This window comes from Caballeronia sp. LZ019 (assembly GCF_031450825.1).
Lineage (GTDB): Bacteria > Pseudomonadota > Gammaproteobacteria > Burkholderiales > Burkholderiaceae > Caballeronia.
In genome coordinates this window covers 1992816-2015417 of the sequence record NZ_JARTVZ010000005.1, presented here as the reverse complement: position 1 = coordinate 2015417, position 22602 = coordinate 1992816, and the positions used below count along the sequence as shown (strand labels likewise).

Here is a 22602-nt window from a genome sequence, read left to right as displayed (position 1 = left end):
CATCGCGCATTCGACGGCATCGCGCCCGTGGCACAATCGGCGCGCCGCGTCGCGTGCCGTCCTCAAGCCTGGCTTTTGAACTGCAGCCGACTCTTCAGGCCGAACGATGCCCAAAAATCATCCTCACCCGCACGAACCGAAAGCCCGCCGCCGGGAAACGCCGCGCGCAGCCGCGCCCGCCGAGAAGCCAGCCGATCCGCGCGAGGTGTCGGCGGCGGTGAAGCGCGACGGCCTCGCCGGTCTTGCATCGCTAAAGTCCGCGCTGAAAGCGGACGCCGACAAGCGCCAGGCCGAACGGGTCGCCGTGAAGCGCGCCGAGCGCGAAGCCGTCGCGGATGCCGACGAGTTTCGCCGCGCGATCGGCGAAGTCGAGCCGCTCAGAACGCCTCCGCGCACGATGGCGCCCCGCGTGCCGCCTTCGCCGCTGCCGCTCCAGAGCCTGCGCGACGAAGAAGCGGTGCTGCAGGAAGCGCTCTCCGACGAATACGATCCCGAAAGCCTGCTCGACATCGACGAAACGCTGTCCTTCCACCGGCCGGGCGTCAGTCAGGAAGTCGTGAGAAAGCTGCGGCGCGGCGCGTGGATCGTGCAGGCGCAACTCGATCTGCACGGCATGCGGCGCGAGGAAGCACGCGAGGCGCTGGCGGAATTCATCCGCGAATCGGTGAAGCGCGGGCTGCGCTGCCTGCGCGTGATTCACGGCAAGGGGCTCGGGTCCATCGGCAAGCATCCGGTGCTCAAGGGCAAGGTGCGCGCGTGGCTCGTGCAGAAGGCGGAGGTGATTGCCTTCTGTCAGGCGCGTCCGCACGACGGCGGCGAGGGCGCCGTGCTCGTGCTGCTGCAGCCGGGCGGCACGCCGCGGCATCACAACCATCCCGAAGACAAGACCCGCAAAACGGAATAGACGTGCATCCCAGACTCACCCTCGCCATTTCCATCATGGAGGCGTTCGCGATTTTCGCGTATGCGCTCTCCGGCCTCATCGAAGCGAGGAAGCGCCGGCTCGACGCGGTCGGCGCATTTCTCGTCGCGCTCGCGACCGCGTTCGGCGGCGGCACCGTGCGCGACGTGCTGCTGTCGCGCCGCCCCTTCTACTGGGTCGAGCATCAGGAATACGTGCTCGCGATTTTCGCGATGTCGATCTTCGCGCCGCTGTTCCTGCGCGTGACGACGCGCCTCTTCGATCAGCGCGCGCTTCTCGTCACCGACGCCATCGGGCTCGGCCTCTTCAGCGTGTCGGGCACGTCCATCGCGCTCGATGCGCAAATGCCCGTTTTCACCGCGACGATGATGGGCGTCACGACCGGCGTGTTCGGCGGCATCATGCGCGACGTGCTGTGCAACGAAATCCCTCTGATCCTGCGCGATTCGCGGCCCTACGCGGTGTGCGCGTTCGCGGGCTGCTGGATGTACATCGGCTTGGAGCAGTTCGCCGTCGAGCCGATCTACAACGTCCTGCTGTCGACGGCCTTCATCCTCGTGGCGCGGCTCATCACCTTCAAGTTCGATATCCGGCTGCCGCATTAGCGGCGCGGGGGCGCGGGCGGCGACGAGGCGTCGATTTGCTACAATCGCGAAGTCAATCAGCCCCGTTCCGGCGCGTCTCGCCGGGCATCGGGGCGTATGTTCCCGGTCGCCAACACGCACACAGAAAATGAACATCGAGCAAGCGCGTTTCAACATGATCGAGCAACAGATTCGTCCGTGGGATGTGCTGGACCAGGACGTATTGAATCTGCTGTCGGTCGTCAAGCGTGAGAACTTCGTTCCCGCCGCCTATCGCAACATCGCTTTCGCGGACCTCGAAGTTCCGCTGCCGGGCGGCGAACGCATGCTCGCGCCGAAGATCGAGGCGCGCGTCCTGCAAGAACTGGCGGTGAAGAAGACCGAGACGGTGCTCGAAATCGGCGCGGGCTCGGGCTACATGGCGGCCCTGCTCGCGCATCGCGGCCGCAGCGTGACGACCGTCGAAATTTCGCCGGAACTGGCCGAATTCGCCAAGCAGAACCTGGCGGCGAACGGCGTGACGAACGCGCAGGTCATGGAAGGCGACGGCTCGCGCGGCTGGAACGAAGGCGCACCGTACGACGTCATCTGCGTGTCGGGCGGACTGCCGATCATGCCGCAGGAATTTCTCGAGCAGCTGAGCATCGGCGGGCGTATTGCGGCATTCGTCGGCGCGGCGCCGGTCATGAAGGCGCAAATCATCACGCGCGTCGACGAAAAGCAGTTCCGCGTGTCGGATGTCTTCGAAACGCTCGTCGCGCCGCTCAAGAACGCGTTGCATCCTTCGCCGTTCAGGTTCTGAACGCCGCCCGGTCCGCGGCGGGCGAACATCGCCGCCGCGCATCATCATCGTCCCGCCCAGGCTCCCATGCAGAATCTCACCGCACCCGAACTCGCCGCGTGGCTCGCCGATTCCTCCCGCCCCGCTCCCGTGCTGCTCGACGTGCGCGAACCGTGGGAGCTTCAGACAGCCGCGATGGACAACATCGTGTCCATTCCGATGCGCGACATCCCCGCGCGCAGTGAAGAACTCGACGACGACGCGCAGATCGTCTGCATCTGCCATCACGGCGCGCGCAGCGCCCAGGTCGGCATGTTTCTCGAATCGCGCGGCTTCACGAACATCTTCAATCTGTACGGCGGCATCGACGCATGGTCGCGTCAGGTCGATCCGTCCGTTCCCACTTACTGAGCCCGTCCGGTCACCGTGCCCGTCGCCCAGACGGGCGTGCCGGCCTGCGAATAGACGACGAGGTTGCCGTCGCGCTGCATGTAGGCGTAGCCGGGCGCGCTGGTTTTCGTCGTCTGCCAGACGCGGGCGCCGTTCGCGTTGTATAGCGACAGCGTGCCGTCTTCCGCGAAGCGCACCACGACGCCCGGCGCTCCGAACGCGCCAGACGACCAGATCGGCCCGCCGTCGAACACAATGGCGAGATAACCGTCGCGGCCGAGCGTCAGAGAGAATCGACCGTCGCATGATGCGAGCGTCTGCCCCGCCAGCAATCCCTCGCCCGGCGCGAGCCGGCCGCAGCCCGAGGGCGCGCGCACCGTCGGCAACGCGGCGAACCAGCCGAGGTTGGCCGCATCGGCGATAGCCTGAAGGCCCGCATCGTTCGGATGCAGATTGTCGCCGCTATTGAACGCGGGCGCGAACGCGCTCGCACCGATGCCCGCGCCGCCGACCGCGACGGCCTGATCGAGCAAGCCGTCGCAGCCGCTGGATTTGTCGCGCAGGAAGGCGTTCACCGCCTGCCGCGTGTTCTCGATGCCGGGCGTCCAGCGCGACACACCCTGGAACGGCGTCAGCGTCGAGCAAATCATCCTGACGTTCGCCGCGTGGGCCTGCGCGATCAACAGCCGATAGGCGTCGATCAGCCGCTCGGCGGTCGGCGGATTGCCGCTGATCAAGTTGTTCACCGCATCGTCGGACACGATCACCCACTTCACGTTGGCCTGTTGCAGCGCATCGCGACCGAAGCGCGCGAGGCCCGCCTGACCCGTCGCGCCGCCATCCGAGAAGAAGTTGTTGCCGCTGATGCCCTGATTCAGCACGCCCACGTTCATGCCCGCGCCGATGAGCCGCTCGGCCAGGCGGTCAGGCCAGCGCCCGTTCGTGTTCGGCGCCGACGCGATGCCGTCCGTGATCGACGCCCCGAACGCGACGACCGCGCCGGTCGCGCCCGCGTTGACGACATCGACGTTGGTGAGGAAGTAATAGGACCGCTCGCCCGCCGCATTCGCGACGCCGCCCGCGAACGACGCATCCCCGCTGACGTCGCCGGGCGCGATGTAGACATCCTGCAATGCGGCGACGTGTCCGGTGGAATTCGGCGGCGTCTTCGACGGCACATGGACGCTGACCGCGATATCGCCGAGCGTCGGCACCGCGAAGGCGATGGCGTCGCTCAGCACGGAACCGCCCGCCGGAATCGTCACGTAGGCTTGTCCGTTAAATGTCGCGACGCGGTCGGTGGCGGCCACGGTCTGCGCCCCGCTCGCCCGTTCTGCGAGATGCACGTCGCCGATGGTGACAGGCTGCGCGCCGAACAGATTGGAGAACCGCAGCCGCGCCGCCGATCCGCCGATGCTCGTGTGGACGATCTGCCGGATCGTCTGGTTGTCGAAACCGGGATCGCTGGTCACGGCGGGCGCGGCTGACCACGTGCCGGTCCACTGCGGCGCGCTGTTCTGCGCGAACGCGGCCGATGATTCCATACACGAAAGCATCGTCCAAAGCGCCGCGGCGACGACGCTTCGAAGCCCATTTGTCTTATTCACTTCGTCCCCTTTGGCTGACTTTCGGCAACGGCTGAATGCGAATAGATCACGTTACCGTGCGGCGTGCACGTGCGGGAGCGAACAGACAGAGGCAGTGAAATAAAAAAGCCGCAGGCGCTTCGCGCGCCGGCGGCTTCTCTGCACTTCGAATCGAGCTTCGGCTTTAGACGACGTTCATCGCCAGCGCGCTCGCGCGATAGTGCTCGGCGGCTTTGTCGGCATCGCCGAGTTGTTCGTGCAGGCGAGCCAGCGCGCGATGCGTGCGGATCTTCAGCGGTTCGTTATCGGCGAGCTTCAGCGCCGATTCGAGGAACGCCTGCGCCTTGCCCCACAACTGCTGATGCAGGCACAGCCGCCCGAGCGTGAAGAGGAGGTCCGCGTCCTCCGTGCGCTCCTTCTGCCACGCCTCGGCGCGCTGAATCAGCGGGAAAGCGTCGCCACCGACGATGCAGTCCGGGTAACGCCGCAACAGGCGGGCATCCCAGTTGTGCGCGAGCGCGTCCTCGACGATCTTCTTCGCCTGCGCGCGGCGATCGAGCGCGATCAGCAGTTCGGCGGCGAGGTCGGCGAGACGCGGCGACTGGCGCTCCTTCACCGACAACGACTGCCAGAGTTCCAGCAGCGCGTCGGGATTGTGCCGGCGATCGCGCAAAAGGTTTTCGGCCGCGACCTGACGCAGGCGCACCGCGACCGCCGGATGCAGCGCCTCGCGCTTTTCCAGCATTCGCACGAGCTTCAGCACTTCGCCCCAGTTCTTCAACTGCTGCTGCGCGCGCAGCGCGATCTGCTGTGCATGGATGCGCCGGCCGCCCTGCGCCTGCATTTCCGTCAGCGCGACGAGCGCGCCGTCCGCGTCGCGGCCATCGGCGCGCATGTCGGCGGTGGCCATGAGACGCGCGTCCTGCCAGTCGGAGCCGTCGATCTGCGCGAGCCATTCGTCGCGACGCGCGTATTCGTGCAGCCGATGCGCCGCGTGCGCAGCGATCAGCCCGGCCGCGCCCTTGTTGGCATCGACGGAAAGCGCATCGCGCGCGGCTTTCTCCGCCTTCGAGAAGCGGCCCGCGTACAGGTGGCCGATCGCATCGCGCAAGGACGCATTCGCCTTCGCGAGCCGGCTGCGCGCCCGATAGGCGGCGACGCGCTCCGGCATCTTCCACACGCCGCGCGCCGCGCGAATCAGCGCGTACAGCACGATGAACAGCACGACGAGCGCCACCGCGAACAGGTTCAGCGACAGATCCACGCGATACGGCGGCACCACGAGCAGAACCTGCCCGCCGTCGAAGCCGCCGACCGTCGCGACGATCACCGCGACCGCGAACAGCAGCGCGAGCCAGATGAGTCCACGAATCGTCATCATCCGCCTCGCTTGAACTGGTGCACGGCGGCGAGGCTCGCGTTCAGGTTCGGCACGGCGACCGCGAGCGACGCCTGATCGACCTGCTTCACGAGACCGCGCACGGCCTGCACTTTCTTCGACGACGGATCGAAATAGCGGCCGAGCGACGCGTCGGCGGCCTGCAGATCGGATTTCAGCGTCGCTTCGCTGCGCGAAAGCAGCGACAAGCGCGCGGACAAGAGCCGCAGCTTCACGTTCTCACGCACGAAGTAGCCCTGATCGGGCGACGTGAGCATCGCGTCGGCGTTGTCGATACGCCGCACCGACACGAGACTCGCCAGTTGCTGGCCGATGCCCGTCGTGACTTGGCGCCACAGGACCTTCCAGCGCGGCTCGCCCGTCGCCGCCGCGATGGACGCGCTATCGCCCGGCGCCGCGGCCTGCGCGCGCGCGCGCTCGATCGGCGCTTCGCCCGCGAGCGGCAACGCGTCGATCTGTTCGATGGCGGTATCGAGCTTGATGGCGAGGCCGGTGAGATCGGTGGTGGGCGCGGCTTTGAGCTTGTCCATGTCCTGCGCGATGGCCTTGCGGATGGACACCACTTGCGGGCCGGTGGTCGCGGCGAGGCGCGTGTCGGCGCTTTCGAGCGCGAAGAGCGCAAGCTGCACGTTGCCGGTGAGTTGCAACTGCTGGCTCGCGCTCGACAAAATCTGCTCGACTTCGGCGAGCGTCCAGTCGTCGCGATTGCTCGCGAGGTCCTGATACTGCTGCTGCAGCGCCTGGCTGTGCGCTTCGGCATCGGCGAGCTTGCCCTGCAACTGGATGATCTGCGTGTTGAGCGCGCCCGTTGCGCTCGCGGCCTGATCGGCCTTCGCGCGCAGATCGGCGTTTTGCGCGTCCGACTGCGCGACGCGCTGCGTCAGCTGTTGCTCCTTGCGATCGACCTTGCGGTTCAGCGCGTAACCGCCCGCGCCTGCGGCAATCGCGAGAATGGCGACGACGAACCATAACAATACGATGCCCGCGCCGCCCCGCCGCTTCTGCTGCTCGTCAAGCGTGAACGGCGTGTTGGGCGGCAGGGGCGGTGTCACGTTCGGCTGAGGTGAAGCTTTCTTGGAATCGTTCGAATCAGTCATGCGTGATTGAGCCGGTTGATGGGCCGGTGAGTTGTCCGGCGAATGAGCCGGTGCGTTGTCCGTCGATACCGCCGCCCCGCGGCTCTGCGCCGGTGCGGCGGCATTGTCTGGAAGCAGGCTTTGCAGGGTATCCACGATGCGCTCGTCGCCGGCGCCGGACACCGTAATCCTATCAAAACCCGTCTGGCGCGCGGCTTCGGCGATGCGCGGGTGCGGGCAGACAACCGGCGCACGCTTCAGGCGCGCGATTTCATCGGCGGTCAGGTGCTCGCGCGCGAGTTCATCGAGATTGCGCACGCCTTCGGAACTGGTCAGCAGCCACGCGTGCGGCTCGCCGGCGAGCAGTGAGTGGATGCGCTCCCACTCTTGCATGGACGGTTCCGGCAGGAGACGCCGGTACGCCGCAGCCTTTTCGACACGCGCGCCCGCTTCGGCGAGACGGTCGGCGAGCCATTCGCGCCCGCCGTCGCCGCGCACGATCAGCACGCGCTTGCCTTCGAGCCCGTTCGCACCGAAGTGCGCCTCGATCGCCGTGTACAGCGCCTCCGAATCGAAGCGCGGATCGGCGTGTTCCGCCGACGGGCTGATCACGCGATGCCCCGGGGCGCTCACGCCCTGCCGCGCGAGCGCCGCGACGCTGCCCGGCCCGACGGCGGCCACCGGAATGTCCACCGGCCACGGCGCGAAGAGGCGGCCGAATGCGTGATCGATTGCGTTCGGCGACACGAACACCACCAGCGCGTAACGCCCGGGGCCGTAGAGTTCGTCGAGGGCCGCGCGCAGCGGGGCATCGTCGGAAACGGCGGCGATGTCGATCAGCGGAAACTCGAATGCATCGAGATGCGCGCGATGAAGCCGCTCGACCAGCGCGGACGACTGCCCGCCCGGCCGCGTGATGACGACGGTGGCGCGATGCGCGCTCGCCATCAGGACGGGTCCGCCGCGGACGGCGGGAGCGGTTGTTCCTTCGCCGGCGCTGCGTTGGGCGCGTCGGCGCGGCTCATCGCCGAGAGCGCGTTGACGATATCCATTGCGCCTTGCGCGGCCAGATCCGCCGATACGCGCTGACCGAGCGCGAGCGCAGCCGCGAGATCGGGCGTGGGCACGTGCTCTTCGGCGCGCAGGATGCGCTTGCCGTCGGGCATCGATACGGCGCCGCGCAGATAGAGCGCGTCGTCGCGCCATTGCGCGTAGGCGGCGAGCGGCACCTCGCAGCTTCCGCCGAGCGCGCGCGACACCGCGCGTTCCGCTTCGACGGCGAGCGCGGTCGCTTCATCGTGCAGCGGCGCGAGCCACGCGGCGAGATCGGCGCGGTCCGCGCAAATCTCGATGCCGAGCGCGCCCTGACCCGCCGCGGGCAGGCTGTCCGATGCGTCGAGCAGCGCGCGGATGCGCTCCTCCATGCCGAGCCGCTTCAGTCCGGCCGCCGCCAGAATGATGGCGGCGTAGTCGCCGCGATCGAGCTTCCCGAGGCGCGTGTCGAGATTGCCGCGCAGCGGCCGCACTTCGAGATGCGGGAAGCGCGCGCGGATCATCGCTTCACGGCGCAGGCTCGACGTGCCGACGACGCTGCCCGCAGGCAAGTCCGCCAGCGATGCATAGTGCGGCGACACGAAGGCGTCGCGCGGATCTTCGCGCTCGAGAATCGCGCCGAGCGTGAAGCCGTCGGGCAACTGCATCGGCACGTCCTTCAGCGAATGGACGGCCAGATCGGCCCGGCCTTCGGCGAGCGCGGCTTCGAGCTCCTTCACGAACAGGCCCTTGCCGCCGACTTTCGACAGCGTGCGATCCAGAATCTGATCGCCGCGCGTCGTCATTCCGAGAATTTTGACGTCGCAAGATGGATATAATTTGTGCAGCGCACACCGCACGTGCTCGGCCTGCCACATGGCGAGCCGGCTTTCCCTCGACGCGATGATGAGCGTGGCGGGCGGTGTCGTGGAATGCGTCTCGGAATTCATTGATGCTCGATCGAATGACGGGATGAAATAACGAATAATGGTAGCACGCACGCCAGGGTCCATTCGGCGCGGGCGGTGCGCCGGAGCCTTGTCTGGTGCGCTTCTCCGAGCGCCTGCAAGGCCGGCGCCGTGCGTGGCCGCCGCATGGGGAGACACATGCGCGCGCACTACGCTTCGAGCAGTTCCGCTTTCGCTGGTCCGCATGACACGCCAAGGACGCCGGCCCCGGCCGCTGCGTCTGTCGATGTTCTCTGGTTGCATCAAAGAGGAATCCAACGTGACGTCTTCCGCATCGGCCCGCCCGGCTAGCAGTAACGGCGCATTGCCCGACTCATCCTCCGACGCGTCGCTCGCGTTCGAGGCGAAGCCATCGAAGAAAAAAGACGCATTGACGCCGCGCAAGAAGCCGGTGGCCGATGCCGGCATCGACGAGGCTTCCCCCGAACGCGCGAAGCCCGCGAACCGCGCCCGCGACGACAAGGACCGCCCGCTCTTCGAAGACATCCGCTTTCTCGGCCGGCTGCTCGGCGAAGTGCTGCGGGAGCAGGAAGGCGACGCCGTCTTCGACATGGTCGAAACGATTCGGCAGACCGCCGTGAAATTCCGCCGCGAAGACGATGTCGATGCGTCGCAGGCGCTGGAAAAACGCCTGCGCGCGCTGTCGCCGGAGCAGACGGTGAGCGTCGTGCGCGCGTTCAGCTACTTTTCGCATCTGGCGAATATCGCGGAGGACCGGCATCACAACCGCCGCCGGCGCATCCACGCGCTCGCCGGCACGGCGCCGCGGCCCGGCTCGATCGCCTATGCGATCGAGCGCATGCGCGAGCAGAAAAACGTCAGCGCGACGCGCAAGCTGCTGCAGAAGTTCTTCGACGACGCGCTGATCGTCCCCGTCCTCACCGCGCATCCGACCGAAGTGCAGCGCAAGAGCATTCTCGATGCGCAGCACGACATCGCCCGCCTGCTCGCCGAGCGCGATCAGGAATTGACCGCCCGCGAACGTGCGCGCAACGAGGCGGTGCTGCGCGCGCGGGTGACGTCGCTGTGGCAGACGCGCATGCTGCGCGACGCGCGCCTGACCGTCGCCGATGAGATCGAGAATGCGCTGTCCTACTATCGCGCGACCTTCCTCGAAGAGATTCCCGCGCTTTATGCCGATATCGAAGCCGCGCTCGCCGAGCACGGCCTGCCCGCGCGCCTGCCGCCGTTCTTTCAGATGGGGAGCTGGATCGGCGGCGACCGCGACGGCAATCCGAACGTGACGGCCGAGACGCTCGAGAACGCGATCACGCGGCAGGCGACCGTCATCTTCGAACACTATCTGGAAGAGGTTCACAAGCTAGGCGCGGAACTGTCGGTGTCGGAGTTGCTCGCCGGATCGAGCGCGGCGCTGCAGGCGCTTGCCGATGCATCGCCGGACCGCTCGCCGCATCGCACGGACGAGCCGTATCGCCGGGCGCTGATCGGCATCTACACGCGGCTTGCCGCGAGCGCGCGCGTGCGGCTCGGCGAAGGCGTGGTGTCGGTGCGCGGCGCGGGGCGCAGCGCGACGCCGGTGCGCGCGACGCCCTATGCCGACGCCGCCGAGTTCACGCGCGACCTGCACGTGCTGATCGATTCGCTCGCGGAACATCACGGCGCGTCCTTGTCGACGCTGCGCCTGTCGCCGCTCGCGCGGGCATCGGAAGTGTTCGGCTTCCATCTCGCGAGCATCGATTTGCGGCAGAGTTCCGACATTCACGAAGCGGTCGTCGCGGAGCTGCTGTCGCGCGGCGGCGTCGAGCAGGACTACGCGGCGCTTGCCGAGGAAGACAAGCGGCGCGTGCTGCTGAAGGAACTCGCGCAGCCGCGTCCGCTGCGTCTGCCCTATGCGCGCTATTCCGATCTCGCGACGAGCGAGCTCGGCGTGCTCGAAGCCGCGCGCGTGACCCGCGAAAAATTCGGCACGCGCGCCGTGCGTAACTACATCATTTCGCACACGGAAACCGTCAGCGATTTGCTGGAAGTCATGCTGCTGCAAAAGGAGACCGGCGTCCTGCAAGGCTGCCTCGGCAACGACGACGATCCCGCGCGCGACGGCCTCATGGTGATTCCGCTCTTCGAGACGATCGCGGACTTGCGCAATGCGCCCGTCATCATGGGCGATCTGTTCGCGCTGCCGGGCGTCGATGCGCTCATCGAAAATCAGGGCGGCGAGCAGGAAGTCATGCTCGGCTATTCGGACAGCAACAAGGACGGCGGCTTCCTCACGTCGAACTGGGAGCTGTATCGCGCGGAACTGGCTCTCGTCGCATTGTTCAGGGAGCGGCGCACGACGCTCAGGCTGTTCCACGGGCGCGGGGGCACGGTCGGACGCGGCGGCGGCCCGACCTATCAGGCGATCCTGTCGCAGCCGCCCGGCACCGTTGACGGGCAAATTCGCCTGACGGAGCAAGGCGAAGTCATCGCGAGCAAGTTCGGCAATCCGGAAATCGGGCGGCGCAATCTGGAAACGGTCGTCGCCGCGACGCTGGAAGCCTCGCTGCTGCCGCACGAGAACGCGCCCGCCGAGCTGCCGAAGTTCGAAGCGACGATGCAGACGCTATCGGATGCGGCGATGTCCGCGTATCGCGCGCTCGTCTACGAGACGCCCGGCTTCACCGACTACTTCTTCTCGTCGACGCCGATCGCGGAGATCGCGGAGCTGAACATCGGCAGCCGGCCGGCGTCGCGCAAGCTCCAGGACCCCAAGCATCGCAAGATCGAGGATCTGCGCGCGATTCCCTGGGGCTTCTCCTGGGGACAATGCCGCTTGCTGCTGACGGGCTGGTACGGCTTCGGCAGCGCGGTGACGGCTTATCTGGATCAGGCGGCGTCGGATGCCGAGCGCACGAAGCGGCTCGGCATGCTGCGCAAGATGCACAAGACGTGGCCGTTCTTCCAGAACTTGCTGTCGAACATGGATATGGTGCTCGCGAAGACCGATCTCGCCGTGGCGTCGCGTTATGCGCAGCTCGTCAGCGACAAAAAGCTGCGCAAGCTCGTGTTCGAGCGGATCGTCGCGGAGCATGAGCGCACGTGCCGCGTGCTCGGCGAAATCTCCGGCAAGAGCGAGCGCCTCGCCGATAACCCGCTGCTCGCGCGATCGATCAAGAACCGCTTCCCGTATCTCGATCCGTTGAATCACCTGCAAGTGGAGCTGCTCAAGCGCCATCGCTCGGGAGACCAGAACGTGCGGCTGCGGCGCGGGATTCACCTGACGATCAACGGGATCGCGGCGGGGTTGCGCAATACCGGCTGAGGATCGCGCGGGGCGAACGCGTCAATCCCGGCGCTTCGCCTCGATCATCAACGCGTCCAGCTCGAACGAGCAATCGTCCTTGACGCTGAAGTACTGGCGCACTTCGTCGGGGGCGCTCGTCCACATCGAGCGAATGGCGGTCACGCGCTCCGGCGGCGTGCGCATCCGCGATACCCACGCTTCGAACTCCAGCGGAATGCGCCAGCGCTCGGTCACGTGCGCGTCGAAGCCGGCCGTGTCGAGCATCGCGATCCATTCGTCCGCGCGATAGTCGCGAATGTGCGACGCGTCGCGCAGCAGTTCGATTGCCTGAATGTACGTGTCGTAAAGCGGATCGTCGATGCCGGCGATATCGATGAACTTGAGCCGCCCGCCCGGCTTGAGCACGCGATGCGCTTCACGAAGCGCGCGCGGCACGTCGCGCCAGTGATGCGCGCTCATGCGGCTCACGGCCCAATCGAACGATGCGTCGTCGAACGGCAGCGTCTCGGCGGCGCCCTGCTGCGTGCGGATGGCCGTCAAGCCGCGCTCCTTCGCGGCGGCATCGACCGTGGCGAGCATCTGCGGCGCGATGTCGTACGCGACCACTGCCCGCACATGCGGCGCGATCGCGAAACTTGCGTGTCCCGCGCCGCAGCCCATGTCGAGCACCGTCGCGTTGCCGCACGTGGCCGCGAACGTCGCGGCGAGGTTCTGCAAGTCGGCGCCGGTCGCGTGAACCTGGCTCGTGAGATACGCGGCGGCGGTCGAGCCGAAGGCGTCGGCGACCTGTTCGTGGTGTTTCATCGTGCGCTCCGTTTTGTCATCGGCTGAAGTGCCTGCCGCTACAATAGAGCCCGCCTGGTACCAGTACAAGTTGAGCATTTATTCTGGTATCGGAACCACCTGTCGAAGTCCGAATGAATCCTGAGAAAAACGCTTCCGAGCCGTTGCCCGAGACGCCCGCGCGCGCGCTCGGCGATTTCATCCGCACGCATCGCGAACGCCTGTCGCCGCTCGCCGTCGGCTTGCCGCCCGGACCGCGCCGCCGCACGCCCGGATTGCGGCGCGAAGAAGTCGCGCAGCTTTGCGGCGTGAGTCCGACGTGGTACACGTGGATCGAGCAGGGCCGCCCCGTCTCCGCTTCCGCCGATGCCCTCGCGCGCATTGCCGTCGCGCTGCAGCTGTCGCGCGCCGAGCGTGCGTACCTTTTCGAACTCGCCGCCCAGCGCGATCCCGCCGAGCCCGATCCCGCCGCGCAGGACGTGCCCGCCGCGCTCTTGCAGACCGTCGGGCTGATCGGCGCGCCCGCCTACGTGCTCGACCGCCAGTGGAACGCGCTGCGCTGGAACGCGCCCGCCGCCGATCTGTTCGTCGGCTGGCTCGACGGCGAGCACGACCGCAATCTGCTGGCGTACACCTTCACGTCGATGGCGGCGCGCGAACTGATCGTCGACTGGGAGACGCGCGCGCGGCGTCTTGCCGCCGAATTCCGCGCCGATTCCATTCGCCATCTGAACGATCCGCCGACCCGCGCGCTGATCGATTCGCTTTCCGTCGCCAGCGACGCGTTCGCGCGCTACTGGGCCTCGCAGGACGTGTTCGAGCGCGAAGGCGGCGAGCGCGCGTTCCAGCATCCGGCGCGCGGGCGCATCGTGTTCAATCAGATCACGTTCAAGCCCGCGCATCGCGAGGACTTGAAGCTCGTCATTCTGGTCGGGTCCGAATAGTCTCGAATGTTAAAATCTTCGTCTTCCGGCTTGACGCAAAGCCGCTCCAACCGCTGAAAACATCACCATGACGTCCCAACTCCACAAAAAAGGCGAAGCCTGGTCGGCTCGCTTCTCCGAGCCGATGTCGGACCTCGTCAAGCGCTATACGTCGTCGGTGTTTTTCGACAAGCGGCTCGCGCTCGTCGACATTCAGGGCTCGCTCGCGCACGCGTCGATGCTCGCCGCGCAGAAGATCATCGGCGCCGACGACCTCGCCGCCATCGAGCGCGGCATGGCGCAGATCAGAGGCGAAATCGAACGCGGCGAATTCGAGTGGAAGCTGGACCTGGAAGACGTGCACCTGAACATCGAAGCGCGTCTGACCGCATTGATCGGCGATGCCGGCAAGCGGCTGCACACCGGCCGCTCGCGCAACGATCAGGTCGCGACCGACATCCGCCTGTGGCTGCGCGGCGAGATCGATCGCATCGGCGGCTTGCTCACGGACTTGCGCGGCGCGCTCATCGACATGGCCGAGAAGCACGCCGATACGATCATGCCCGGCTTCACGCACTTGCAGGTCGCGCAGCCGGTGACCTTCGGGCACCATCTGCTCGCTTACGTCGAGATGTTCGCGCGCGACGCCGAACGCATGCGCGATTGCCGCAAGCGTGTGAACCGCCTGCCGCTCGGCGCGGCGGCGCTTGCGGGCACGAGCTATCCGATCGACCGTCACGCGGTTGCCGCGACGCTCGGCTTCGACGGCGTCTGCGCGAATTCGCTCGATGCCGTCTCCGACCGCGACTTCGCGATCGAATTCACGGCGGCGGCCGCGCTCGTGATGACGCACGTATCGCGCTTCTCGGAAGAGCTGGTGCTGTGGATGAGTCCGCGCGTCGGCTTCATCGATCTTGCGGACCGCTTCTGCACCGGCTCGTCCATCATGCCGCAGAAGAAGAATCCCGACGTGCCCGAGCTGGCGCGTGGCAAGACGGGCCGCGTGAACGGGCATCTGATGGCGCTGCTGACGCTGATGAAAGGCCAGCCGCTCGCCTACAACAAGGACAATCAGGAAGACAAGGAGCCGCTCTTCGATACGGTCGATACCGTCGCCGATACGCTGCGCATCTTCTCGGAGATGGCGGCGGGCATCACGGTCAAGCCGCAGAACATGCGCGCGGCGGCGTTGCAGGGCTTCTCGACGGCGACCGATCTCGCGGATTACCTCGTGAAGCGCGGCCTGCCCTTCCGCGATGCGCACGAAGCCGTCGCGCACGCGGTGCGTATCTGCGACGACCGCGGCTGCGATCTCGCGGATCTTTCGCTCGACGCAATGCGTATCGAGTTGCCGAACGTCGCGCATCTGATCGGCGACGACGTGTTCGATTATCTGACGCTCGAAGGCTCGGTCGCGAGCCGCAATCATCCGGGCGGGACTGCGCCGGATCAGGTGCGCGCGGCGGCGAAGGCGGCGCGCGAAGCGCTTTGAACGTGCGCTGACATCGCATGTCACGGGAGGCCGTCCGTAAGGATGGCCTTTTTTGTCGCCGTCCTTCCCGTTCCTGACGCACCATGATCATTCGCCCCAAGCTGCACTGGTTCCGCATGCTGTTCGTCTGGCGCGGCTCTGTGCTGCCCCAGTTGCTGCCGCGGCTCGGACTGATCTTCGCGCTCTCGGTCGCGGCGATCTTCATGCACGACCACATGCGCCACTATCCGATCGGGCTTGGCACGCCGCCGTTCGCGCTCGTCGGCATTGCGCTCGCGGTGTTTCTCGGCTTTCGCAACAGCGCGAGCTACGACCGCTGGTGGGAGGGCCGCAAGCTGTGGGGCTCGATGCTGATCACCGCGCGTTCGCTCGCGCGGCAGGCGCTCGCATTGCAGCATCCGCGCGACGACGAAGCGACACGGCGCTTTCTCGCGGTGATCGGCGGCTTCGCGCATGCGCTGCGGCATCAGTTGCGCGGCACGGACGCGTCCGCCGATCTCGCGCCGCGCCTGCCGCCCGAACTGCTCGACCGGGTGAACGCCGCGCAATACAAGCCCGCGACGATCCTGCTGTGGCTCGGCGAATGGATTGCACAGCGCAAGCGCGATGCGTCGCTCGACGGCTACGCGGTGCTTGCGATGGATCACAACCTGAACGCGCTGTCGGCCGTCGTCGGCGGGTGCGAGCGGCTCGCGTCCACGCCGCTGCCGTTTTCGTACTCGGTGATGATCCATCGCACGATCTACATGTTCTGCTTTCTGCTGCCGTTCGGCCTGGTCGATGGCGCGGGCGTGCTCACGCCGCTTTTCGCGCTGCTGGTCGCGTATGCGTTCATGGCGCTGGAGGCGATTGCCGCGCAGATCGAGGACCCGTTCGGGCTCGAAGAAAACGACCTCGCCCTGAATGCGATCTGCGCAACGCTCGAAGCCGCGCTGCACGACATGGCGGCGGACCCCGAGTTTGCATCGGCGCCGCCGGCGGCGCGGGAGTCGGCGCGAAGGTTCATCGTCGATTGAGGGCGGCGAGGCGTCGGGTGAGATCGTCGAGCGCCTTGCTGTCGAACAAGTCAATGCATTTCTTCGTGCCGAAAGACGAATCTATCGAGCCCGTGCAGTGCCGGCTCGCGTAGTCGCTCGCGAGTTGATCGATTGCCCCGTACGCGTCCACTGGAACTTTGCCCGCTTCCAGATAGACGCTGGCCGTCGCGTTCGCATCTTTGCTCGTGGCTGCATCGGGATAGACCTTGGCGAGGCATCGGCTCAGTGCCCATCGCTTCAAAAGCGCACGTTGTCCGACGATGGAATCCGGTTGCGCTGCGGCTGCGGATTGGCCAAGTAACACCAACGCGATGCCTGCGACGACTGCGCGCATCAGTGCAGTATCCATAGCGATGCCGTTTCGGGAACGAATGTGCCGTTATCAGGGTTCTGAAGCAGATGGCATGAATCAGAACATGCGTTGCCGTCCCACAGGGTAACGTGCCCGCGCGAATGGCGGTCTCCCACTCATCGATGATCTCTCTCGTCGGTTTGTGATCGGCCAGCGTAATAGTCACCTCTACCCATTCATACACGACTAATCCGATAACCCCATCATTTCCCCCGCCGACACACATCGTTCCTCACCCGTCACTGCCGGCTCCGCCGCGAATCGTTCATAATGCTCCGCGATTTACCCTGGAGATTCGAATGAAACTGTTTTACAAAGCCGGCGCATGTTCGCTCGCATCGCATATCGTTCTGGAAGAGTCCGGTCTGCCTTACGAAATCGAAGCAGTTGACCTCAAAACGAAGCTGACCGCAAGCGGCGCCGATTTCACGGCGATCAACGCAAAGGGCTACGTGCCCGCGCTGCAACTCGATAACGGCGAAGTGCTGACGGAAGGCCCGGCGATCATGCAATACATCGCGGATCAGGTTCCGGCAAAGCATCTCGCCCCGCTCGCCGACGCGATGGCGCGCTATCGCCTGCAAGGGTGGCTCACGTTCATCGGCACCGAACTGCACAAGAACTTCTCGCCGTTCTTCAATCCCGCCGCGTCGAGCGACTGGAAAGCGGCCGCCATGGCAAATCTGGAACGCCGTCTCGGTTACGTCGCCAAGCACATCGACGACAAGCAGTTCCTGCTCGGCAACGAATTCGGCATTGCCGATGCATACCTCTTCACCGTGCTCGGCTGGGCCCCGCATATCGATCTCGACCTGAACAAGTGGTCGGCGCTGGTCGCGTATCAGGCGCGCGTGGGCGCGCGGGCGGCGGTTCAGGCGGCGATGAAGGCCGAAGGACTCATCTGACGCCGGCATTCATCGTCGTCACACCAAGACAAACGGCCCTCGCGGGCCGTTTGTCTTTCAGGCAAGAGACGCACAAGCGTCAATCCCGCACGCAATCGACAAAATACTCGATACGCCCGTTGATCATCTCGCCGACGAGCCCGTGAATATCCGTATGGAAGCCCGGGAAGCGCTCGTTGAACTCGCGCGCGAAACGCAGGTAATCGACGATCGTGCGATTGAAGCGCTCGCCCGGAATCAGAAGCGGAATGCCCGGCGGATACGGCGTCAGCAGAATGCTCGTCACGCGGCCTTCGAGTTCGTCGATCGGCACGCGGTCGATCTCGCGGTGCACGAGCTTCGCGTACGCCTCGGACGGCTTCATCGCCGGCTCCATGCTCGACAGATACATCTCGGTCGTCAGGCGCGCGATGTCGTTCGCGCGGTAGACGCTGTGAATCTGCTGGCACAGATCGCGCAGGCCGATGCGCTCATACGACGGATGCTGCGCGACGAATTCCGGCAGCACGCGCCACAGCGGCTGGTTGTTGTCGTAGTCGTCCTTGAACTGCTGAAGCTCCGTGACCATCGAGTTCCAGCGGCCCTTCGTGATGCCGATGGTGAACATGATGAAGAACGAGTAAAGCCCCGTCTTCTCCACGATGATGCCGTGCTCCGCCAGATAGCGCGTCACGATGCCGGCCGGAATGCCCGTTTCGCCGAACTCGCCGTTGACATCCAGCCCCGGCGTGATGATCGTCGCCTTGATCGGATCGAGCATGTTGAAGCCTTCCGCAAGCGGGCCGAAGCCGTGCCAGCGATCGTTCGGCTTCAGCATCCAGTCCTCGCGATCACCGATGCCTTCCTCGGCCAGCGCGTCCGGGCCCCAGACCGTGAAGAACCAGTCGTCGCCGTATTCGGCATCCACCTTGCGCATCGCGCGGCGGAAATCGAGCGCCTCCGCAATCGATTCTTCCACGAGCGCCGGGCCGCCGGGCGCTTCCATCATCGCGGCAGCGACGTCGCACGACGCGATGATCGCGTACTGCGGCGACGTTGACGTATGCATGAGATACGCCTCGTTGAAGCGATGACGGTCGAACGTGCTGTTCTCGCTGTCCTGCACGAGAATCTGCGACGCCTGCGAGATGCCGGCGAGCAGTTTGTGCGTGGAGTGCGTCGCGAACACGAGCGCGCCGGTGCGCGGCCGGCCCGCGCCGATCGCGTGCATGTCCTGATAGAACGAATGGAACTCGGCGTGCGGCAGCCACGCTTCGTCGAAATGCAGCGTGTCGAGCGTATCGCCGAGCAGGTCCTTGATCATCTCGACGTTGTAGACCACGCCGTCATACGTGCTTTGCGTAATCGTCAGAATGCGCGGCTTGACCTTCGGATTTTTCGCCAGCACTTCGCGCGCGAACGGATTCTCCTCGATCTTCTTCCTGATGACCTCGGGCTTGAACTCGTCGCGCGGAATCGGACCGATGATGCCGAAGTGATTGCGCGTCGGCGTGAGGAAGACGGGGATCGCGCCCGTCATCGTGATTGCGTGCAGGATCGACTTGTGACAGTTGCGGTCCACGACGACGATATCGCCCGGCGCAACGGTGGCGTGCCACACGATCTTGTTCGACGTCGAGGTGCCGTTCGTCACGAAGAAAAGATGGTCCGCGCTGAAAATGCGCGCCGCATTGCGCTCGGAAGCCGCGACAGGCCCCGTGTGATCCAGCAACTGACCGAGTTCGTCCACCGCGTTGCAGACGTCCGCGCGCAGCATGTTCTCGCCGAAGAACTGATGGAACATCTGTCCGAGCGGATTCTTCAGGAACGCGACGCCGCCCGAGTGCCCCGGGCAGTGCCACGAATACGACCCCTCCTCGGCGTAACGCACGAGCTCGCCGAAGAACGGCGGCGCGAGCGAATCCAGATACACCTTCGCCTCGCGGATGATATGGCGCGCCACGAACTCCGGCGTGTCCTCGAACATGTGGATGAAGCCGTGCAGTTCGCGCAGGATGTCGTTCGGCAGATGGCGCGACGTACGCGTTTCGCCGTACAGGAAGATGGGGATGTCGGCGTTGCGGCGGCGCACGGCGCTCACGAACGCACGCAGCGCGACGATCGCCGAGGCGAGCTCGGGCGTATCGCCTTCGACCACGACGTTGTCGGCATAAGGCAGCAGCTCGTCGTCGTCGATCGAAAGGATGAAGCACGATGCGCGGCTCGATTGCTGGGCGAACGCGGCGAGATCGCCGTAGCTCGTCAGGCCGAGCACTTCGGCGCCTTCTTTTTCGATCGCCTCGGCCAGCGCGCGAATACCGGAACCCGAGATGTTCTCGGAGCGAAAATCTTCGTCGATGATGACGACGGGAAAGCGGAACTTCATGAGGCGAATCTCCAAATGGAACGACCGCTGCCCGAGCATCGGATCAGCGGTCTTTCAACAGCGTGCGCGTGTCTGACGATGCGTGGCTCAGGTCTTCGGCAGCGTGACGCCGTGCTGCCCCTGATACTTGCCGCCGCGATCCGCATAGGACGTCTCGCATATTTCGTCGCTTTCGAAGAACAGAACCTGGGCGACGCCCTCGTTCGCATAGATCTTCGCAGGCAAAGGTGTCGTGTTCGAGAATTCGAGCGTGACGTAGCCTTCCCATTCCGGCTCGAACGGCGTCACGTTCACGATGATTCCGCAACGCGCGTAGGTTGACTTGCCGAGGCACACGGTCAGGCACGAGCGCGGAATGCGGAAATACTCGACGGTGCGCGCGAGCGCGAATGAATTCGGCGGAATGATGCAGACGTCGCCCTTGAAGTCGACGAACGATTTTTCGTCGAAGCCTTTCGGATCGACGATGGTGGAATTGATGTTCGTGAAGATCTTGAATTCGTCGGCCACGCGGATGTCGTAGCCGTAGCTCGACGTTCCGTAACTCACGATCTTGCGGCCGTCCTCGGCCACGCGCACCTGATCGCGCACGAACGGCTCGATCATCTTGTGCTCTTCGGCCATGCGCCGAATCCACTTGTCGGACTTGATGCTCATAGAACGCTACCCAGCGTTGCAGCTTGCGATCGCGCGATGGGACCGCAGGCCTTCGGTGAAACGGCGCATGGCCCGGCCGGACCAGACGAAAGACGATGACAAAACGAAGCGCGTATTTTACGCGAATGATGCTGAAGGCGAGCCCGGCCGTTCAGCCGATGCCGTCAGCGCCGGATGACGCCGCACGCAAGCGCCGGACCCACGTTGTGCGGGCTCATCGCGTAGGGGTCCGTGGCTTCGCGATGCAGCATGATCGCGCGGGAAATGACGGAGCGCACGCCGTCGAGCGATACGTCCGTGGCAACGATGAACCCCGTCGCCGTGCCGTTGGCGTCCGCATGGATGTTGCCGAGTTCGCCTTCGAGCCGCCCGCTCGCGCGCGCCCGTTCGCCCGGCAGTGCGAACACCGGGCTCGCGTCGGCGCCGTTCACCGCGATGCAGTCGCCGCGTTCATGGACCTGCAACGCGTGATCGCTGTTGGGCGGCATGTCGGTGATGCTGTAGGTGACCTGTACGCCGTCCGAGCGCTCGATCAGCGTGATGGTGCCCCGCGCCGTGTTGCCGGGCGTGGGCTTCAGCGTGGCGTCGGCGAGTTTCTCGTGATTCTGGAAGATGATGCCGCAGCCGCTCAGAACGACGCTGCACGCGGCCGTGGCGAACAAGGCGGCAAGCGCCCTCCCGTCGAATCTGTCTCTCATGCGATCCTCTTGGCGGCCCGCCGACACCCCGTGCGTCCACGCTGCCGCGCCTCGAAGGCGACATGATACCGCGAGCCGCACCGCACAAGGCCCGCGAAAGACACGTCCGGACGATCGATGTCAGGTGTTCTGCACGACGATGCTCGGGAACTTCGAGGTCATGTCGCGCTGGCGCTCGGCGATCGAAATCGCGACGCGGCGAGCAATCGCGCGATACGTCTCCGCAATACGGCTATCGGGCTGCGACACGACGGTCGGCTGGCCGGCATCGGTGCGCTCGCGGATCGAAATATCGAGCGGCAGTTGCCCGAGAATCTCGACGCCGTATTCCTTCGCCATGCGCTCGCCGCCGCCCGCGCCGAAGATGTGCTCTTCGTGGCCGCAATTCGAGCAGATATGCGTGCTCATGTTTTCGACGATGCCGAGAATCGGAATGCCGACCTTCTCGAACATCTTGAGGCCCTTCTTCGCGTCGAGCAGCGCGATGTCCTGCGGCGTCGTGACGATCACCGCGCCCGTCACCGGCACTTTCTGCGACAGCGTGAGCTGGATGTCGCCCGTACCCGGCGGCATGTCGACGACGAGGTAATCGAGGTCCTTCCAGTTCGTCTGACGCAGCAGTTGTTCGAGCGCCGACGTGACCATCGGGCCGCGCCAGACCATCGGGTTGTCCTGCTCGATCAGAAAGCCGATCGAATTCGCCTGAATGCCGTGGCCGGTGAGCGGATTCATCGACTGATTGTCGGGCGATTCGGGGCGGCCGGAGATGCCGAGCATCATCGGCAGCGAAGGACCGTAGATGTCTGCGTCGAGCATGCCGACCGATGCGCCTTCCTGCGCGAGCGCAAGCGCGAGATTCGTCGCCGTCGTGCTCTTGCCGACGCCGCCCTTGCCCGACGCCACCGCGATGATGTTCTTGACGTTCGGCAGCAGTTTCACGCCGCGCTGCACCGCATGCGCGACGACTTGCGAGGTGACATCGACTGAAACGTCGGTAACGCCGGCCACCTGGCGCAACGCATCGGCAACGAGGCTGCCGATCGTGGCAAATTGCGTCTTCGCCGGATAGCCCAGCACGACGCTCACCGCCACCTTGCCGCCCTCGATGGAAACGTTGCGGATGCTCTTCGTATCGACGAACTTGCGGTTCGTGTTCGGATCGGTCAGGGTAGCGAGTGCGGTGTCGATCCGCGCGCGGTCAATGCTCATTGAAACTCCATGGAACGCCTGTTGCTAAGCTGCCGTCGCACTGCAACAAACTGAGGAAATTGAAAGTAATTGTTAACGCCGTTGCGCGCGAGTCGCCCCGCGCTGCACTATGCCGCTGCTGTTGCTCCCCGGGGACGCATCGCACCGGGCCGGACGGACGTGTTTCTCAATATTCCCATTATTGTAGAGGCTCGTCCGA

The 22602-nt window shown here is 65.5% G+C and carries 19 protein-coding genes; 9 read left to right on the top strand and 10 right to left on the bottom strand.

Annotated features, from left to right (window positions below; genetic code table 11):
* The first annotated feature begins 106 nt into the window (after nt 1-106).
* The 4 genes from P9255_RS22855 (at nt 107) to P9255_RS22840 (ending at nt 2698) form a co-directional block, all read left to right on the top strand.
* Nucleotides 107-904, top strand: a complete 798-nt coding sequence (locus P9255_RS22855; protein WP_309763079.1) for a Smr/MutS family protein — start codon at nt 107-109, stop codon at nt 902-904.
* Nucleotides 905-906: 2 nt separating this feature from the next.
* Nucleotides 907-1527: a trimeric intracellular cation channel family protein gene (locus P9255_RS22850; RefSeq protein ID WP_309763080.1), complete on the top strand. Its 621-nt coding sequence runs from the start codon at nt 907-909 to the stop codon at nt 1525-1527.
* Between the two features lie 127 nt (nt 1528-1654).
* A complete protein-coding gene (locus P9255_RS22845) occupies nt 1655-2308 on the top strand; it encodes a protein-L-isoaspartate O-methyltransferase (protein ID WP_309763081.1) in 654 nt (217 codons plus the stop codon).
* A 66-nt stretch (nt 2309-2374) separates the two neighbouring features.
* A complete protein-coding gene (locus P9255_RS22840; RefSeq protein ID WP_309763082.1) occupies nt 2375-2698 on the top strand; it encodes a rhodanese-like domain-containing protein in 324 nt (107 codons plus the stop codon).
* On the opposite strand, the gene P9255_RS22835 is transcribed toward P9255_RS22840, so the two are convergent.
* The 4 genes from P9255_RS22835 to hemC form a co-directional block, all read right to left on the bottom strand.
* A complete protein-coding gene (locus P9255_RS22835; protein WP_309763083.1) occupies nt 2692-4221 on the bottom strand; it encodes a GDSL-type esterase/lipase family protein in 1530 nt (509 codons plus the stop codon). The two genes, P9255_RS22840 and P9255_RS22835, sit on opposite strands and share 7 nt — an antisense overlap.
* Before the next feature lie 226 nt (nt 4222-4447).
* Nucleotides 4448-5641 carry a heme biosynthesis protein HemY gene (locus P9255_RS22830; RefSeq protein ID WP_309790790.1) on the bottom strand — a complete coding sequence of 398 codons (1194 nt, stop codon included), beginning with the start codon at nt 5639-5641 and terminating at the stop codon, nt 4448-4450.
* Nucleotides 5641-7686 (bottom strand): fused uroporphyrinogen-III synthase HemD/membrane protein HemX, encoded by a 2046-nt coding sequence (gene hemDX / locus P9255_RS22825; protein WP_309763084.1) that lies wholly within the window; start codon nt 7684-7686, stop codon nt 5641-5643. The genes P9255_RS22830 and hemDX overlap by 1 nt, the downstream gene beginning before the upstream one ends.
* The gene (gene hemC / locus P9255_RS22820; protein ID WP_309790469.1) at nt 7686-8720 is read right to left on the bottom strand and encodes a hydroxymethylbilane synthase; all 1035 of its coding nucleotides are present in this window, start codon (nt 8718-8720) and stop codon (nt 7686-7688) included. The genes hemDX and hemC overlap by 1 nt, the downstream gene beginning before the upstream one ends.
* A gap of 277 nt (nt 8721-8997) precedes the next feature.
* Between hemC and ppc the strand changes: the two genes are divergently transcribed.
* Nucleotides 8998-12000 carry a phosphoenolpyruvate carboxylase gene (gene ppc / locus P9255_RS22815; protein ID WP_309790468.1) on the top strand — a complete coding sequence of 1001 codons (3003 nt, stop codon included), beginning with the start codon at nt 8998-9000 and terminating at the stop codon, nt 11998-12000.
* Between the two features lie 21 nt (nt 12001-12021).
* On the opposite strand, the gene P9255_RS22810 is transcribed toward ppc, so the two are convergent.
* Nucleotides 12022-12786 (bottom strand): class I SAM-dependent methyltransferase, encoded by a 765-nt coding sequence (locus P9255_RS22810; protein WP_309790467.1) that lies wholly within the window; start codon nt 12784-12786, stop codon nt 12022-12024.
* A gap of 113 nt (nt 12787-12899) precedes the next feature.
* Here P9255_RS22810 and P9255_RS22805 point away from each other — a divergent pair, with 113 nt between their 5' ends.
* From P9255_RS22805 to P9255_RS22795, 3 genes are all read left to right on the top strand, one after another.
* Nucleotides 12900-13709 carry a helix-turn-helix transcriptional regulator gene (locus tag P9255_RS22805; protein WP_309763088.1) on the top strand — a complete coding sequence of 270 codons (810 nt, stop codon included), beginning with the start codon at nt 12900-12902 and terminating at the stop codon, nt 13707-13709.
* 67 nt (nt 13710-13776) lie between these two features.
* Nucleotides 13777-15180, top strand: a complete 1404-nt coding sequence (gene argH / locus P9255_RS22800) for an argininosuccinate lyase (protein ID WP_309763089.1) — start codon at nt 13777-13779, stop codon at nt 15178-15180.
* An 83-nt stretch (nt 15181-15263) separates the two neighbouring features.
* Entirely contained in the window at nt 15264-16196 is a 933-nt protein-coding gene (locus P9255_RS22795; protein ID WP_309763090.1) for a bestrophin family ion channel, read from the top strand.
* Here P9255_RS22795 and P9255_RS22790 read toward each other — a convergent pair.
* Nucleotides 16183-16566: a T6SS amidase immunity protein Tai4 family protein gene (locus P9255_RS22790; RefSeq protein ID WP_309763091.1), complete on the bottom strand. Its 384-nt coding sequence runs from the start codon at nt 16564-16566 to the stop codon at nt 16183-16185. The two genes, P9255_RS22795 and P9255_RS22790, sit on opposite strands and share 14 nt — an antisense overlap.
* Nucleotides 16567-16868: 302 nt before the next feature.
* Here P9255_RS22790 and gstA point away from each other — a divergent pair, with 302 nt between their 5' ends.
* Nucleotides 16869-17474: a glutathione transferase GstA gene (gstA, locus tag P9255_RS22785; RefSeq protein ID WP_309763092.1), complete on the top strand. Its 606-nt coding sequence runs from the start codon at nt 16869-16871 to the stop codon at nt 17472-17474.
* Between the two features lie 79 nt (nt 17475-17553).
* Here gstA and P9255_RS22780 read toward each other — a convergent pair whose 3' ends face one another.
* From P9255_RS22780 to apbC, 4 genes are all read right to left on the bottom strand, one after another.
* Complete coding sequence (locus tag P9255_RS22780) at nt 17554-19839, bottom strand: arginine/lysine/ornithine decarboxylase (RefSeq protein WP_309790466.1); 2286 nt, start codon at nt 19837-19839, stop codon at nt 17554-17556.
* Between the two features lie 87 nt (nt 19840-19926).
* Nucleotides 19927-20496, bottom strand: coding sequence for a dCTP deaminase (gene dcd / locus P9255_RS22775; protein ID WP_309763094.1), 570 nt, complete (start codon nt 20494-20496; stop codon nt 19927-19929).
* Between the two features lie 164 nt (nt 20497-20660).
* Complete coding sequence (locus P9255_RS22770) at nt 20661-21194, bottom strand: superoxide dismutase family protein (RefSeq protein WP_309763095.1); 534 nt, start codon at nt 21192-21194, stop codon at nt 20661-20663.
* Nucleotides 21195-21314: 120 nt separating this feature from the next.
* Complete coding sequence (gene apbC / locus P9255_RS22765; protein WP_309763096.1) at nt 21315-22403, bottom strand: iron-sulfur cluster carrier protein ApbC; 1089 nt, start codon at nt 22401-22403, stop codon at nt 21315-21317.
* Between the last annotated feature and the right edge of the window lie 199 nt (nt 22404-22602).